Source organism: Klebsiella michiganensis, assembly GCF_002925905.1.
GTDB lineage: Bacteria > Pseudomonadota > Gammaproteobacteria > Enterobacterales > Enterobacteriaceae > Klebsiella > Klebsiella michiganensis.
In genome coordinates this window covers 1,251,063-1,265,522 of sequence record NZ_PRDB01000001.1, presented here as the reverse complement: position 1 = coordinate 1,265,522, position 14,460 = coordinate 1,251,063, and the positions used below count along the sequence as shown (strand labels likewise).

Below are 14,460 nucleotides of genomic sequence, written 5' to 3'. Positions count from 1 at the left end.
TAAGCACGCTCACAATAAAAAAAGCCCCACCAATATCGGTAGGGCGGTACCTTTTGCTGAGGGAAATAGAATGAGCAAAGGAATAAAAATGCATAATTCCGTGATGAGACTAACAATATCAAATAAAAAAATAATTAATTACGCGCCTCATATTGTGACGTCCATCATATTATTTTTTATCTGCCAGCAGTTCGCCCAATTAACCTGGAAAATAATTCTCCCGGTAAACTTTACGGATAACGCATTGAGCCCTGCCGATATGACGGCGCCCGCAACCCCCTCCCCGGAAACGGCGCTGCCGCGCTTTACGCTGTTTGGCCTTGCGGAGAAAACCTCCGCCTCCGCGCACGGCGGCAACCTCGACCAGGCGCCCGTTTCGGCGCTCAAACTGCGCGTTACCGGCCTGCTCGCCAGCACCGTTCCCTCTCGCGCCATTGCCATCATGATGGAAGGGAATCAACAGGTTAGCCTGGGGATTGGCGATAGCACGCCGGGCGGAGAGGCGAAAATCGTCGCTATTTTCCCCGACCGCCTGATTGTTAATTACCGCGGCAGAAATGAGGCTATCCCGCTGTTTAACGACCCGCCCGCCGCCGGCAAAAATAGCGCCGCGCCGCCAGCCCGCCAATTGGCGCAGGAGCTCCGCGCGCAGCCGCAAAATATTCTTCATTACCTCAATATTTCGCCGGTCATGGTTAACGACAAGCTCAGCGGATATCGTCTGAATCCGGGCAAAGACCCGGCGCTATTTCGCCAGGCGGGTCTCAAGGAAAACGATCTGGCGATAGCCCTGAACGGCCTGGATCTTCGCGATAAAGAACAGTCCCGCCAGGCATTAGCCCAGCTACCGGAATTAACTGAAATAACCCTTACCGTTGAACGCGACGGCCAGAAACAAGATATTTATCTAGCCCTGAGGGATGAATAATTGATCATCGCCAACGTCATTCGCCCATTTTCCCTGATGCTGCTGGTATTCGCCGCGCTGTTATTCAAACCGGCCGCGGCGGAAGAGTTTTCCGCCAGCTTTAAGGGCACCGATATTCAGGAATTTATCAATACGGTGAGTAAAAACCTGAATAAAACGGTCATTATCGATCCCAGCGTACGCGGCACCATTACCGTGCGCAGCTACGATATGCTCAACGAAGAGCAATATTATCAATTCTTCCTCAGCGTCCTCGATGTCTATGGCTTCGCGGTGATTAATATGAATAACGGCGTCCTGAAAGTCGTTCGTTCGAAGGATGCGAAAACCGCCGCGGTGCCGGTGGCGAGCGATGCCGCGCCGGGCATTGGCGATGAGGTCGTCACCCGCGTCGTGCCCCTGACCAACGTCGCGGCCCGCGATCTGGCACCGCTGCTGCGCCAGCTTAACGATAACGCCGGCGCGGGCAGCGTGGTGCACTATGAACCCTCCAACGTCCTGCTGATGACCGGCCGCGCGGCGGTCATCAAGCGCCTACTAACCATCGTCGAACGCGTCGATAACGCCGGAGACCGCAGCGTGGTGACCGTTCCCCTCGCCTGGGCCTCCGCCGCCGATGTGGTCAAGCTGGTGACCGAACTCAACAAAGACACCAGCAAATCGGCGCTGCCCGGCTCAATGGTCGCCAACGTGGTGGCCGATGAACGCACCAACGCGGTGCTGGTCAGCGGCGAGCCGAACTCCCGCCAGCGGATCATCGCGATGATTAAGCAGCTCGACCGCCAGCAGGCGACCCAGGGCAATACCAAAGTGATCTACCTGAAATACGCCAAAGCCTCCGACCTGGTGGAAGTGCTGACCGGCATCAGCAGCACGATGCAGAGCGAAAAGCAGGCCGCGAAGCCGGTGGCGGCGCTGGATAAAAATATCATTATCAAAGCGCACGGTCAGACCAACGCCCTGATTGTCACCGCCGCCCCGGACGTAATGAACGATCTGGAGCGGGTGATCGCCCAGCTGGATATCCGCCGCCCGCAGGTGCTGGTCGAAGCGATTATCGCCGAAGTGCAGGACGCTGACGGTCTCAACCTCGGCATCCAGTGGGCCAATAAAAATGCCGGGATGACCCAGTTCACCAACAGCGGTCTGCCGATATCCACGGCCATCGCCGGGGCCAACCAGTACAACAAAGACGGCACCGTCAGCAGCTCGCTGGCGAGCGCCTTAAGCTCCTTCAACGGCATTGCCGCTGGCTTCTACCAGGGCAACTGGGCGATGCTGTTAACCGCCCTCTCCAGCAGCACCAAGAACGATATTCTCGCGACGCCGAGTATCGTCACCCTCGACAACATGGAAGCCACCTTTAACGTCGGCCAGGAGGTCCCGGTGCTGACCGGCTCGCAAACTACCTCCGGCGATAACATCTTCAATACCGTCGAGCGCAAAACCGTCGGCATCAAGCTAAAAGTGAAGCCGCAGATCAACGAAGGCGATTCGGTTCTGCTGGAGATCGAACAGGAGGTCTCCAGCGTGGCGGACGCCGCCTCCAGCACCAGCTCGGATCTCGGCGCGACCTTCAATACCCGTACGGTCAATAACGCCGTGCTGGTCGGCAGCGGCGAAACGGTGGTCGTCGGCGGACTGCTGGATAAAAGCGTCTCCGACACCGCCGACAAAGTCCCTCTGCTCGGCGATATCCCGGTGATTGGCGCGCTGTTCCGCTCCACCAGCAAAAAGGTCTCCAAGCGCAACCTGATGCTGTTTATCCGCCCGACGGTGATCCGCGACCGCGACGAGTACCGTCAGGCTTCATCCGGGCAGTACACCGCGTTTAACGACGCCCAGAGCAAGCAGCGCGGCAAAGAGAACAACGACGCGATGCTGAGTAACGATCTGCTGGAGATCTACCCGCGCCAGGATACCGCCGCGTTCCGCCAGGTCAGCGCCGCCATCGACGCCTTCAATCTGGGAGGCAATCTATGACCCCCGCCGCTGAACGACGCCCGCTGCTCCCCTTCGGCTACGCCCGCGCGCACAACGTGATGCTCCTGAGCAACGGCGAAAGCTGCGAGGTTTTCTGCCTCGCCGCCACCGCGCCGCAGGCGCTGCTGGAAGCCCGTAGGGTGGCCGGGATGCCGTTCAGCCTCGAACGACTGGAAGCGGAGGCGTTCGAAAAGCTGCTGGTGCTGAGCTATCAGCGCGACTCCGCCGAGGCCCGGCGCATGATGGCGGATATCGGCAACGAGCTGGATCTGTACACCCTTGCCGAAGAGCTGCCGGACACCGACGACCTGCTGGATAGCGAAGACGACGCGCCGATTATCCGCCTGATTAACGCCATGCTCACCGAGGCTATCAAAGAGAAAGCGTCGGATATTCATATCGAAACCTATGAACGCCACCTGCAAATTCGCTTTCGCGTCGACGGCGTACTGCGCGAAATCCTGCGCCCCCAGCGCCGCCTCGCCGCGCTGCTGATCTCGCGCATTAAGGTGATGGCGAGCCTTGATATCGCCGAAAAGCGCATTCCTCAGGACGGTCGCATGGCGCTGCGCATTGGCGGACGCGCCGTCGACGTGCGCGTCTCCACCCTGCCGTCGAGCTACGGCGAACGCGTGGTGCTGCGTCTGCTCGATAAAAACAGCGTCAATCTCGACCTGCTGACCCTCGGCATGTCGCCCGCGCTGCTTCAGCAGGTGGATGGACTGATCGCCCGCCCGCACGGCATCGTGCTGGTGACCGGGCCGACCGGTTCGGGAAAAAGCACCACCCTCTACGCCGCGCTGAGCCGCCTTGATGCCCGCGAACGCAACATCATGACCATTGAAGATCCTATCGAATATGAGCTGGAGGGCATCGGTCAGACCCAGGTTAACGCGAAAGTCGATATGACCTTTGCCCGCGGGCTGCGCGCCATTTTGCGCCAGGACCCTGACGTGGTGCTGGTGGGCGAAATTCGCGACGGCGAAACGGCGCAGATCGCCGTTCAGGCTTCGCTAACCGGTCATCTGGTGCTCTCAACGCTGCACACCAACAGCGCGCTGGGCGCAATCTCGCGCCTGCAGGATATGGGCGTGGAGCCTTTTCTGCTCTCCACCTCGCTGCTGGCGGTGATGTCGCAGCGGCTGGTGCGCCGGCTCTGCCCGCACTGTCGCCAGCAGGAACCGGCCAATGCCGACACCGCCCGCCAGATGGAGATCGCTCCCGGCACGGCGCTCTGGCAGCCCCGGGGCTGCGCCGAGTGCGGCTTTACCGGCTATCGCGGACGTACCGGCATTCACGAACTGTTGCTGGTGGACGATCGCGTGCGTATGGCAATCCACCGCGGCGAAAACGAGGTGACGCTGATCCAGCAGCTGGGGGCGGACTATATCACCCTACGCCACGCCGGACGGGACAAGGCGCTGGCGGGGATCACCAGCTGGCAAGAGGTGCTGCGGGTTAGCGAACAGCAGATCGCGGAGGCCTCCTGACATGGCGCTTTTTCGCTATCAGGCCGTTGATGAAAACGGTAAAACCCGGCGCGGCGTCCAGCAGGCGGACTCCGCCCGCCACGCTCGCCAGCTGCTGAGGGAAAAGGGCTGGCTGGCGCTGGACATCGCCCCGGCAGCCGGCAGCGGCGGGCAACTGCGTTTTATTCGCCGCACCAACGCCCGCGATCTCGCCCTCGTTACCCGCCAGTTGGCGACGCTGGTCGCCGCCGCCATCCCGCTGGAAAAAGCGCTCGACGCGGTGGCCCTGCAGTGTGAAAAAAACCAGCTGAAAACCCTGATTGCCGGCGTGCGCGGCAAAGTGCTGGAAGGCCATTCGCTGGCGGAAGCGATGCGCGGCTACCCGGGCTGCTTCGACGCGCTCTACTGCGCGATGGTCGCCGCCGGAGAAGCCTCCGGCCACCTCGACGGCGTGCTGAACCGGCTGGCGGACTATACCGAACAGCGCCAGCAGCTGCGCGCCCGGCTGCTGCAGGCGATGATTTACCCCATCGTGCTGACCCTGGTGGCGGTCAGCGTGATCGTCATTCTGCTATCGACGGTGGTGCCGAAGGTTGTCGAGCAGTTTATCCACCTTAAGCAGGCGCTGCCGTTTTCCACCCGCCTGCTGATGGCGATGAGCGATGTGCTGCGCGCCGCCGGTCCGTGGCTGCTGCTGGCCGCCGTGCTCGTCGCTCTGCTGCTGCGCTACCTGCTGCGGCAGCCGGCAAAGCGGCTGGCCTGGCACAGGCTGCTGCTGCGCCTGCCGCTGATTGGCCGGGTCGCGCGCAGCGTTAACAGCGCCCGCTACGCCCGCACCCTGAGCATTCTCAACGCCAGCGCCGTTCCGCTGCTGCTGGCGATGCGCATCAGCGCGGAAGTATTAAGCAACGCCTGGGCGAAGCGCCAGCTGGAAGCCGCCAGCGACGCGGTTCGCGAAGGCGTCAGCCTGCATCGCGCGCTCGAAATGACCCAGCTGTTCCCGCCGATGATGCGCTACATGGTCGCCAGCGGCGAACAGAGCGGCGAGCTCAACGGCATGCTGGAGCGCGCGGCGGATAACCAGGACCGGGATTTGAGCGCGCAAATTCAGCTGGCCCTCAGCCTGTTTGAACCTTTGCTAATAGTGGCGATGGCCGGCATGGTGCTGTTTATCGTCCTCGCCATCCTGCAACCGATACTGCAGCTCAATACCCTGATGAGTATGTAATTGTTCTAATGGAGAAAAATATGCAACGACAGCGCGGATTCACCTTACTGGAAATCATGGTGGTGATTGTTATCCTCGGCGTGCTCGCCAGCCTCGTGGTGCCCAACCTGATGGGCAACAAGGAAAAGGCCGACCGGCAAAAAGTGGTCAGCGATCTTGTGGCGCTCGAGGGGGCGCTGGACATGTACAAACTGGATAACAGCCGCTATCCCACCACCGAGCAGGGGCTGCAGGCGCTGGTCAGCGCGCCATCGGCCGAGCCGCACGCGCGCAACTATCCTGAAGGCGGCTATATTCGCCGTCTGCCGCAGGATCCCTGGGGCAGCGATTACCAGCTGCTGAGCCCCGGCCAGCACGGACAGGTGGATATTTTCAGCCTCGGGCCGGACGGCGTACCGGAGAGCAATGACGATATCGGCAACTGGACAATCGGGAAGAAATAGTGCGACAGCGCGGCTTTACGTTGCTGGAGATGATGCTCATTTTGCTGCTGATCGGCGTCAGCGCGGGCATGGTGATGCTGGCCTTCCCCGCCTCGCGCGACGATAGCTCGGCGCAGGCGCTGGCGCGCTTTGAGGCGCAGCTGCGCTTTGTCCAGCAGCGAGGGCTGCAAACCGGCCAGTTTTTTGGCGCCTCGGTGCATCCCGATCGCTGGCAGTTTCTGGTCTTACAGCCCCGCGAAAGCAACGACCCGCCCCCGGCCGGCGACGACTGGAACGGCTATCGCTGGCTCCCCCTGCGCGCCGGACGCGTCGCCACCTCGGGCAGCGTCGCCGGGAACACGCTGCATCTCACTTTTCCGCAGGGCGAGGCCTGGACGCCGGGCGACAATCCCGATGTGCTGATCTTTCCCGGCGGTGAGATGACGCCGTTCCGGTTGACCGTCGGCGAGGGACCGGGTATCGCGTTTAATGCGCGCGGCGAAAGCCTGCCCGAACCGCAGGAGGCGCCATGAAAAAGCAGGCCGGTATGACGCTGATTGAAGTGATGGTCGCCCTGGCGGTCTTCGCCCTCGCCGGGCTGGCGGTGATGCAGGCCACGCTCCAGCAAACCCGCCAGCTGGGTCGTATGGAGGAGAAAACCCTGGCCGGCTGGCTGGCGGATAATCAGCTGGTGCAGCTCCGGCTGGAAAATCGCTGGCCCGCGCTGAGCTGGTCGGAAACCACGGTGCAGGCGGCGGGCGTCAGCTGGCACATTCGCTGGCAGGGGGTGGAGACCGACCTGCCGCAGCTGCGGGCGCTGGACGTTGAAGTCCGCCGCGCCAAAAGCGATAAAATGCCCGTCTCTTCGCTGCGCACCTACGTGACGCCGCCATGATCCAGCGCGCTCGCGGATTTACCCTCGTCGAAATGCTGCTGGCGCTGGCTATCCTCGCCGCGCTCAGCGTCGCTGCGGTCACGGTGCTGCAAAACGTGATGCGCGCCGATACGCTCACCCGCGATAAGGGCGGGCGCATGCAGGCGTTACAGCTAACGTTCAGCCAGATGGCGGCGGACTTTAGCCAAATCATTCCCCGCCGCAGCCGCGACAGCGCGAGCCTCTTTTTTGCCGGACGTTTTCAGCTCGGCAGCGACGACTGGGCGATCGCCTTTAACCGCAACGGCTGGCCCAATCCTTTGGGGATCCTGCCGCGTTCGGAAATTCAGAACGTCAGCTACCGCCTGCGCGGGGATCGGCTGGAGCGTCTGAGCTACGACCAGCAGGACCCGCTGCCCGGTAGTCTGCCCACGGTGACCGTTATGCAGCGCAACGTGCAGGCGTTTCGCCTGCGCTTTTACGCCAGCGGCCGCTGGCAGGATGAATGGCAGCAGACGCAGACGCTGCCGCAGGGGCTGGAAGTCACCCTGACGCTGGAACAGTCCGGCGAGATCCGCCGGCTGTTTCTGCTTACGCCAGGAGGCAGCCAATGAATACCCGCCAGCGCGGCGTCGCCCTGCTTATGGTGCTGCTGATCCTCGCTCTGATGATGGTGCTGGCGAGCGCCATGACCGAACGCAGCGCGCGGATGTATCAGCAAACCGCCACTACCCTCGATAACCTGCAGGCTAAATGGTACGCGCTGGGGGCGGAAACCCTGGCGGCGGCGCTGCTGCAACGCGACGCGCTCGACTCGCCGAACCAGACCCATCTGGCGCAGAACTGGGCCCAGCAGGGGCGCCGCTTTGCGGTCAATGATGGCGAGATCTACGCCACGATTACCGACGCTCAGGCCTGCTTCAATCTCAACGCCATTAACCAGCTCAGCGGCGACGAAAGCGTTGAAATCCCTTATCCCGCGCAGGTTTTTACCCGACTGCTGGAAAACCTCGGCAGCGAGCCGCTGCGCGCCTTACAGCTGACCGCCGCCCTGCGCGACTGGGTGGATAGCGATCGCCAGGCGCTGCTGAACGGCGCGGAAGACGAAGTCTATATGGCGCAATCCCCCGGCTATCTGACCGGCAATCAGCCGCTGCAGGACGTCAGCGAACTGCGTCTGCTGGCCGGGATGGACGCCGCGCTCTATCAGCGTCTGCTGCCCTACGTCTGCGCCCTGGCGGACGAGACGCTGCAGGTAAACGTCAATACCCTGCAGCCCGCTCAGGCCGCGCTGCTGGCGGCGCTCTTCCCCGCTGAACTCACCCTCGCCGAAGCCCGGCAGCTGCTGCAGGCCCGCGCGGCCACCGGCTGGAACAGCGTCGCCGCCTTCCTGTCGCAGCCGCTATTACAAAAAACCGATACCGCCGCCGCGCGTCCGTGGCTGGCGGTGCACAGCGAGCGCTTTATCGCCACATTCAGCGTGGTGATGGGCAGCGCCCGCTATCAGCAACGCAGTCTCCTGCAAAAGCAGGGGCGAACCTTCAGCGTCGTCCAGCGGCGCTACGGAATCTATTGGGTAGCCGATGAATAACCACCATACTTTTTCCGCCGCCGTGCTGATTATTCGCCTCAATCCCGATGCCGCGACGGCGATATGGCGGCTGGCCGCGCCGGGCGACGCGGCGCAGACTGGCGAGTGGCATCCTGACGCTGGTGACCCGACGCTCAGCCTGCTGGCGCAGCGTCATCCGGCCTGGGTGCTGGTGCCCGCCAGCGACTGCGCGTTTCATCGCGTTACCCTGCCCGCCGGCGCGCGCCGAAATGCGCAGCAGGCGCTGGCGTTTTTACTCGAAGAACAGCTGGCAACGGAGATCGAAGAGAGCCATTTTGCCCTGATCCACCGGGATAAAAGCGACTGTGCCGTGGCGGTGGTCGGGCGGGAGAAGATGCGCGCATGGCAGGCCTGGTGCGAGGGGCTCGGACTGAACGTGCTGGCCCTGACGCCGGATGCCCTTGCCCTGCCGCAGAACCCGACCGGCTGGAGCGCCGTACGCTGCGGCGAACAGTGGCTGTTTCGCTGCGAGACGTGCAGCGGTATGGCGGTGGAAACCCCATGGCTCGGCGAACTGCTGGTTCACTGGCCTGACCTCGCGCCCATCGCCTGCTACTCACCGCCGCCGGATATCGCCGCGCCGTGGCAGCCTCGCCCGGCGCAGGATTTGCTGGCGCTGGCGGCGAGCAACCCGCAGGCGCGCAAAATCTGCTTACGCCAGGGCAATTTTGCCGCGAAACGCCGGCCGCCGACGCCCCGACGCTGGCGGCCGACGATTGTCGCAACCCTGGCGCTACTGCTGCTGTGGAGCGGAAATCGCCTCCACGACCATCTCGCCCTGGCGCGTCAGGCCGACGCCGCCGTGCAGGCCAGCCGTGATTTTTACCGCCAGTGGTTCAAAGCGGAAAAAAATCTCGTCAATCCACGCCTGCAAATGCAGCAGCATCTGCGCCGTCTGGAAAGCGTGAGCGCCCGGCCAGTGCTCATCTCACGGCTCGGCGCCCTGCAGCAAATCATCGCCGAAACGCCGGGCATTCGCCTGCGCACCCTGAGCTATGATGCCGGGCGCAACGCGCTGCAGCTGGAGATATCCGCCGTTTCATCGCAGGCCCTGGCGCAGTTCAGCCAGCGGGCGCGGGCGGGGTTTCGCGTGCAGACCGGCGAGATGAAGCCGCGCGCCGACGGTATTGAAGGGCGTCTGACGCTGGAGGGTAACGATGGATAACCTGCTCGCCTTATGGCAACAGCGTACGCGCCGCGAACGGCATCTGCTGCTGGGGATGGGCGTCATGCTGCTTATTGGCCTGATTTATTACGCCCTCTGGCAGCCCTGGCAAAATCGCGAGGCGCAGTGGCGGCAAACGCTGGCCAGGGAGCAGTCCAGCCTGCGGTGGATGCGCCAGCAGACCCCGCTTCTCCAGCAGCTTAACCAGCGGAAACCTTCTGCCGCGCCGGAAGAACCCTCGACGGTGATTATGCGCGAAGCTGGCCGCCACGGTATCGCTATCGTTCGCCTGCAGCCGCAGGGCTCCCGCCTGAGCCTTACCGTGCAGCCCGCCGATTTCCAGGCGCTGATGGCATGGCTGGACGCGCTGGGGCAGGCGGGGATGACCACCGCCACCCTGGCGGTGACCGCCGTGGCGCAGCAGCCCGGTTGGGTGACGATTAATACGCTGGTGCTGGAGCGCAGCGATGAAAAATAAACTCACTATCGCCCTGCTGCTGGCGGCGGTCTATCTCTTCTGGCTGCTGTTTAGCGCGCCGGCGCGGCTGCTCACTCTGGCGCTACCGGACGGCGCGCGGCTCGGCGAAACCACGGGCACCCTGTGGCAAGGAGAAGCCCGTCAGGCCAGCTGGCGCGGTTTTGACATCGCCCATTTACGCTGGGAGTTTGGCTTTTCGTCGTGGCTTCCCGGCTGGCATATCGCGTTTAACGACCCCTCCGGCCTGCGCGGCCAGGCCTGGCTGCACGGTCTGAACGACGTTGTGGTGCGCGAGGGACGACTCGCGGCGCCGGCCCGGACGATCGGCCAGCGGTTAGCATCCGGCATACCGCTGGAGGCCCGCGGTCAGGTTGTGCTGACGCTGCCCGAGGCCCGCTTTAACGCCGGCGGTTGCCGACAGATGACCGCCAGCACCGTGCAGTGGCGGGACGCGGCGCTCAGCTCCCCCGCCGGGTCGCTCGAACTGGCCCAGGTCAACGGCAAATTAAGCTGTACCCCGGCGGGCGCGCTGGCTGTCGCCCTGACCCAGGACTCCCGTCAGCTTAGCCTCGCAGGACAGGGCGTTCTGACGCCCAACGGGCGCTTTACGTTTAACGGTACGCTGCAGACCCGCCAGACGGCTCCGGCGCTGCTGACGCTGCTGCTCGCGCAAAACGGCCGCAAAGATGAGCAGGGGCGCACGCCGTGGCAGTGGCAGGGGCAGTGGCGCTCCGGGGAGAAAAAATAGAGATGGAAAATATCGCGCTGTTACCCGAGTTCGCCGCGCAATACCCGTCAATCTGGGGCGGCTTTTTATTCCTGTCCGGACTGGCGTTCGGCAGCTTTTTTAACGTCGTTATCCATCGTTTACCGCTGATGATGGAACGCGCAGAGGGGGTGAATCTCTGCCTCCCCGCGTCGTTCTGCCCGCAGTGCCGTCAGCCTATCGCCTGGCGGGACAATATCCCGCTGCTGAGCTTTTTATGGCTCAGGGGGCGCGCGCGCTGCTGCGGGCAGCCGATCTCGCGTCGCTATCCCCTGATGGAGCTGACGACCGGCGCGCTGTTTGTACTCGCGGGGTACCTGATGGCTCCGGGCATGCCGCTGCTGGGCGGGCTAATTTTCGTGTCCGTACTGCTGATCCTCGCCGCCATCGACGCGCAAACGCAGCTGCTGCCTGACAGGCTGACGCTGCCGCTGCTGTGGGCCGGGCTGCTGTTCAATCTTTCCGATACCTTCGCGCCGCTGGCGGAGGCGGTCATTGGCGCGATGGTCGGGTATTTGTCGCTGTGGTCGGTGTACTGGGTGTTCCGTCTGCTGACCGGTAAAGAGGCGCTGGGCTACGGCGATTTCAAGCTGCTGGCGGCGCTCGGCGCGTGGCTCGGCTGGCAGCCGCTGCCGCAGACGCTGCTGCTGGCTTCCGCCAGCGGTCTGGTCTGGACGCTGCTGCAGCGCCTGGTAACCCGTCGTTCGCTCGAACAACCTCTGGCCTTCGGCCCCTGGCTGGCGCTGGCGGGCGGCGGCATCTTTTTGTGGAGCCAGGTATAACCCCCCTGCTCGCGCTGCGCTTAGCAGGGCTACGGGCGGTGCTGGTCCGGTAGCCCGGGGAAGGCGTTAACGCCGCAACCCGGGAAAACATCCCCTGCTCGCGCTGCGCTTAGCAGGGCTACGGGTGCTGTTGGTCCGGTAGCCCGGGTAAGGCGTTTACGCCGCAACCCGGGAAAACATCCCCTGCTCGCGCTACGCTTAGCGGGGCTACGGGTGCTGTTGGTCCGGTAGCCCGGGTAAGGCGTTTATGCCGCAACCCGGGAACTCTCCGGCTACGAATACTTTTTGGTGCGCCGGGTCGGGGCGGTATTGGCCGGATCGTCGGGCCAGACGTGCTTGGGATAGCGCCCTTTCATCTCTTTTTGCACCTCGCGGTAGCTCCCCTGCCAGAAGGCGCCTAAATCGCGGGTGATCTGCAGCGGGCGCTGCGCCGGCGAAAGCAGCTCCAGCACCAGCGGCACGCGCCCCTGGGCGATAGTCGGAGTGGTCGCCTCGCCAAACATCTCCTGCATCCGCACCGCCAGCGCCGGCGGGTTTTCATCGTGATAACGAATGGCGATGCGGCTACCGGTCGGCACCGTATAGTGCGTGGGCAGCTCGCTGTCCAGCTTCTGGCGCAGCGGCCACGGCAGCCAGTTTTGCAGCGCCTGACGCACGTCCAGCGCCTTCAGGGCGCGCAGCGAATGGACGCCCGCCATCTGCGGCAGCAGCCACTGTTCAAGCGAGGCCAGCAGCGACGCCTCGTCAACGGCCGGCCACGCCTCCTCCGGCAGCCACCGCGCCGCGCAGTGTAGCCGCAGACGCAGCTGCTCCGCCTCCGGCGTCCAGCTGAGCACGCTCAGTCCCTTCTCGCGGATCCCGTTGAGCATCGCCTGGTGCAGCTCCTCCTCCGACGGCTTCGCCAGCGGCTGGGTCTTAATCACCAGGCGTCCGATACAGGTGCGCCGCCAGGCCTTCAGCGTTCCTAACGCCTCATCCCACTCGACGATATCGGAACGCCGGGCCAGGGCCGGACACTGCTCAATCAACGCGTGAATATCGACCGGCAGCGCCAGCAGGATCCGCGCGTCCGGCGATGCGCTTCCCTGCAGCAGCAGCGGCGCAATCAGCCATTCGTGGCGGCCCAGCGCATCGTCGGCGTCGAGCATCGCCCCCATCCCGTTAGCCAGCTGGTAGCGCCCCTCCTGGCCGCGACGATGGGCGATACGGTCGGCAAAAGCGGAGGCCAGCAGCGCCGCGATGCTGTCGGCGTCGGGCTGACCGCCGCGAACCGCCAGCCTTTTCATCAGCTGCTGCGCCCGCTGCTGCCAGTTACCCTGCTGACGGGCAAACGCCGCGCTAAGATCGCTATTGCCGCCGCGCGGCGGCTCTTCAAGGATCGCCGCCAGTTTAGCCGCCGTGGCGGCGCCATCGGCATCCTCCGCCGCGGTCAGCATCGCCGCCAGGCGCGGATCGTTGCCCAACGCCGCCATTTTGCGCCCGTGCGCCGACAGCCGCTCGCCTTCCAGCGCAGAAAGGTCGGTGAGCAGACGCCGGGCCGCCGCCAGGTTGGTCGCAGGCGGCAGATCCAGCCAGCTGAGCTGGGCCGGGTCCTGGCATCCCCACTGCAGCAGCTCCAGCAGCAGCGACGACAGATCGCTTTGCAGAATTTCCGGGTCGCCCTGCGCCGCCGCGCGCTCGGCCTGCTCTTTAGCCAGCAGATGCAGGCAGATCCCCGGTTCCAGACGCCCGGCGCGTCCGGCGCGCTGGGTCATTGAGGCCTGGCTGATGCGCTGCGTGACCAGGCGAGTGAGCCCGGTGCGGGCGTCAAAGCGGGCGACCCGCTCCTGGGCGCTATCCACCACCAGCCGAATCCCCTCGATGGTCAGACTGGTTTCGGCGATATTGGTCGCCAGCACCACCTTGCGCATCCCGGCGGGCGCGGGCAGTATCGCCTTACGCTGCTCGCTCAGCGGCAGCGCGCCGTACAGGGGGCAAAGGATCACATCGCTCGCCACCCGCTCCGCCAGCCGCTCCTGAACGCGCTGAATCTCTCCCACCCCGGGCAGAAACAGCAGCATTGAGCCATTTTCGCTGCGCAGCAGCTCCGCGGCGGCCACCGCCACCGCCTCGTCAAAGCGCTGATGGGCCGGCAGCGGCAGAAAACGCCGCTCAACCGGAAACGCGCGCCCTTCGGAAACGATAACCGGCGCCTCCGGCAGCAGCCGCTGCAGGCGTTCATTGTCCAGCGTCGCCGACATAATCAGCAGTTTGAGATCGTCGCGCAGTCCCTGCTGAACGTCGAGCAGCAGCGCCAGCGCCAGATCCGCCTGCAGGCTGCGTTCGTGGAATTCATCGAGGATCGCCAGCCCCACGCCGCTCAGCTCCGGATCGCGCTGGATCATCCGCGTTAAAATACCTTCGGTCACCACTTCGAGGCGCGTGTTCGGCCCGACGCAGGTCTCCGCGCGCATGCGATAGCCCACGGTCTCGCCGGGCTTCTCTCCCAGCAGTTCCGCCAGCCGCTGCGCCACGTTACGCGCGGCCAGCCGCCGCGGCTCCAGCAGGATTATGCGTCCGTTGATGTTACCTTCGGCGAGGATTTGCAGCGGCAGCCAGGTGGATTTCCCGGCGCCGGTTGGCGCATTAAGCAGAACCTGCGGCGCATGCTGCAGGGCAGAGAGAAGTTCAGGGAGGACGGCGGCAACCGGCAATGAGGACACGAAACGCTCCGGAGGTTAACATTTGCGGGCAAGCATTGTAGCATCCCGGTA

14 protein-coding genes are annotated in these 14,460 nt (G+C 64.0%); 13 read left to right on the top strand and 1 reads right to left on the bottom strand.

Translation table 11 applies throughout. The features are described 5' to 3' along the window. Positions 1-88: 88 nt before the first annotated feature. From gspC to CDA56_RS06045, 13 genes are read left to right on the top strand one after another with little or no spacing between them, the layout of a single operon-like run. Entirely contained in the window at positions 89-928 is an 840-nt protein-coding gene (gene gspC, locus CDA56_RS06105) for a type II secretion system protein GspC (RefSeq protein WP_103814176.1), read from the top strand. A gap of 36 nt (positions 929-964) precedes the next feature. After that, entirely contained in the window at positions 965-2,911 is a 1,947-nt protein-coding gene (gene pulD, locus CDA56_RS06100) for a GspD family T2SS secretin variant PulD (RefSeq protein WP_029946937.1), read from the top strand. Further along, complete coding sequence (gene gspE / locus CDA56_RS06095) at positions 2,908-4,401, top strand: type II secretion system ATPase GspE (RefSeq protein WP_025107369.1); 1,494 nt, start codon at positions 2,908-2,910, stop codon at positions 4,399-4,401. Before pulD ends, gspE begins: the two co-directional genes overlap by 4 nt. A 1-nt stretch (position 4,402) precedes the next feature. Then, complete coding sequence (gene gspF / locus CDA56_RS06090; RefSeq protein WP_104011300.1) at positions 4,403-5,608, top strand: type II secretion system inner membrane protein GspF; 1,206 nt, start codon at positions 4,403-4,405, stop codon at positions 5,606-5,608. 20 nt (positions 5,609-5,628) lie between these two features. After that, a complete protein-coding gene (gene gspG, locus CDA56_RS06085) occupies positions 5,629-6,051 on the top strand; it encodes a type II secretion system major pseudopilin GspG (protein ID WP_004098709.1) in 423 nt (140 codons plus the stop codon). Then, the gene (gspH, locus tag CDA56_RS06080) at positions 6,051-6,563 is read left to right on the top strand and encodes a type II secretion system minor pseudopilin GspH (RefSeq protein ID WP_025107367.1); all 513 of its coding nucleotides are present in this window, start codon (positions 6,051-6,053) and stop codon (positions 6,561-6,563) included. The genes gspG and gspH overlap by 1 nt, the downstream gene beginning before the upstream one ends. After that, positions 6,560-6,925, top strand: coding sequence for a type II secretion system minor pseudopilin GspI (gspI, locus tag CDA56_RS06075; protein ID WP_009654631.1), 366 nt, complete (start codon positions 6,560-6,562; stop codon positions 6,923-6,925). The genes gspH and gspI overlap by 4 nt, the downstream gene beginning before the upstream one ends. Continuing rightward, positions 6,922-7,518, top strand: a complete 597-nt coding sequence (gene gspJ, locus CDA56_RS06070; RefSeq protein ID WP_046877781.1) for a type II secretion system minor pseudopilin GspJ — start codon at positions 6,922-6,924, stop codon at positions 7,516-7,518. Before gspI ends, gspJ begins: the two co-directional genes overlap by 4 nt. Continuing rightward, the gene (gene gspK, locus CDA56_RS06065; RefSeq protein ID WP_049083163.1) at positions 7,515-8,495 is read left to right on the top strand and encodes a type II secretion system minor pseudopilin GspK; all 981 of its coding nucleotides are present in this window, start codon (positions 7,515-7,517) and stop codon (positions 8,493-8,495) included. Before gspJ ends, gspK begins: the two co-directional genes overlap by 4 nt. Further along, the gene (gene gspL / locus CDA56_RS06060; protein WP_049083162.1) at positions 8,488-9,681 is read left to right on the top strand and encodes a type II secretion system protein GspL; all 1,194 of its coding nucleotides are present in this window, start codon (positions 8,488-8,490) and stop codon (positions 9,679-9,681) included. Before gspK ends, gspL begins: the two co-directional genes overlap by 8 nt. After that, positions 9,674-10,159, top strand: coding sequence for a type II secretion system protein GspM (gene gspM, locus CDA56_RS06055; RefSeq protein WP_032748031.1), 486 nt, complete (start codon positions 9,674-9,676; stop codon positions 10,157-10,159). Before gspL ends, gspM begins: the two co-directional genes overlap by 8 nt. Next, entirely contained in the window at positions 10,149-10,907 is a 759-nt protein-coding gene (locus tag CDA56_RS06050) for a type II secretion system protein N (RefSeq protein ID WP_049083160.1), read from the top strand. The genes gspM and CDA56_RS06050 overlap by 11 nt, the downstream gene beginning before the upstream one ends. A 2-nt stretch (positions 10,908-10,909) precedes the next feature. Then, positions 10,910-11,707, top strand: a complete 798-nt coding sequence (locus CDA56_RS06045) for a prepilin peptidase (protein WP_014227970.1) — start codon at positions 10,910-10,912, stop codon at positions 11,705-11,707. Positions 11,708-11,979: 272 nt separating this feature from the next. Here the strand turns inward: CDA56_RS06045 and hrpB are convergent, their stop codons facing one another. Continuing rightward, positions 11,980-14,409, bottom strand: coding sequence for an ATP-dependent helicase HrpB (gene hrpB, locus CDA56_RS06040; protein WP_102803155.1), 2,430 nt, complete (start codon positions 14,407-14,409; stop codon positions 11,980-11,982). Positions 14,410-14,460: the final 51 nt, after the last annotated feature.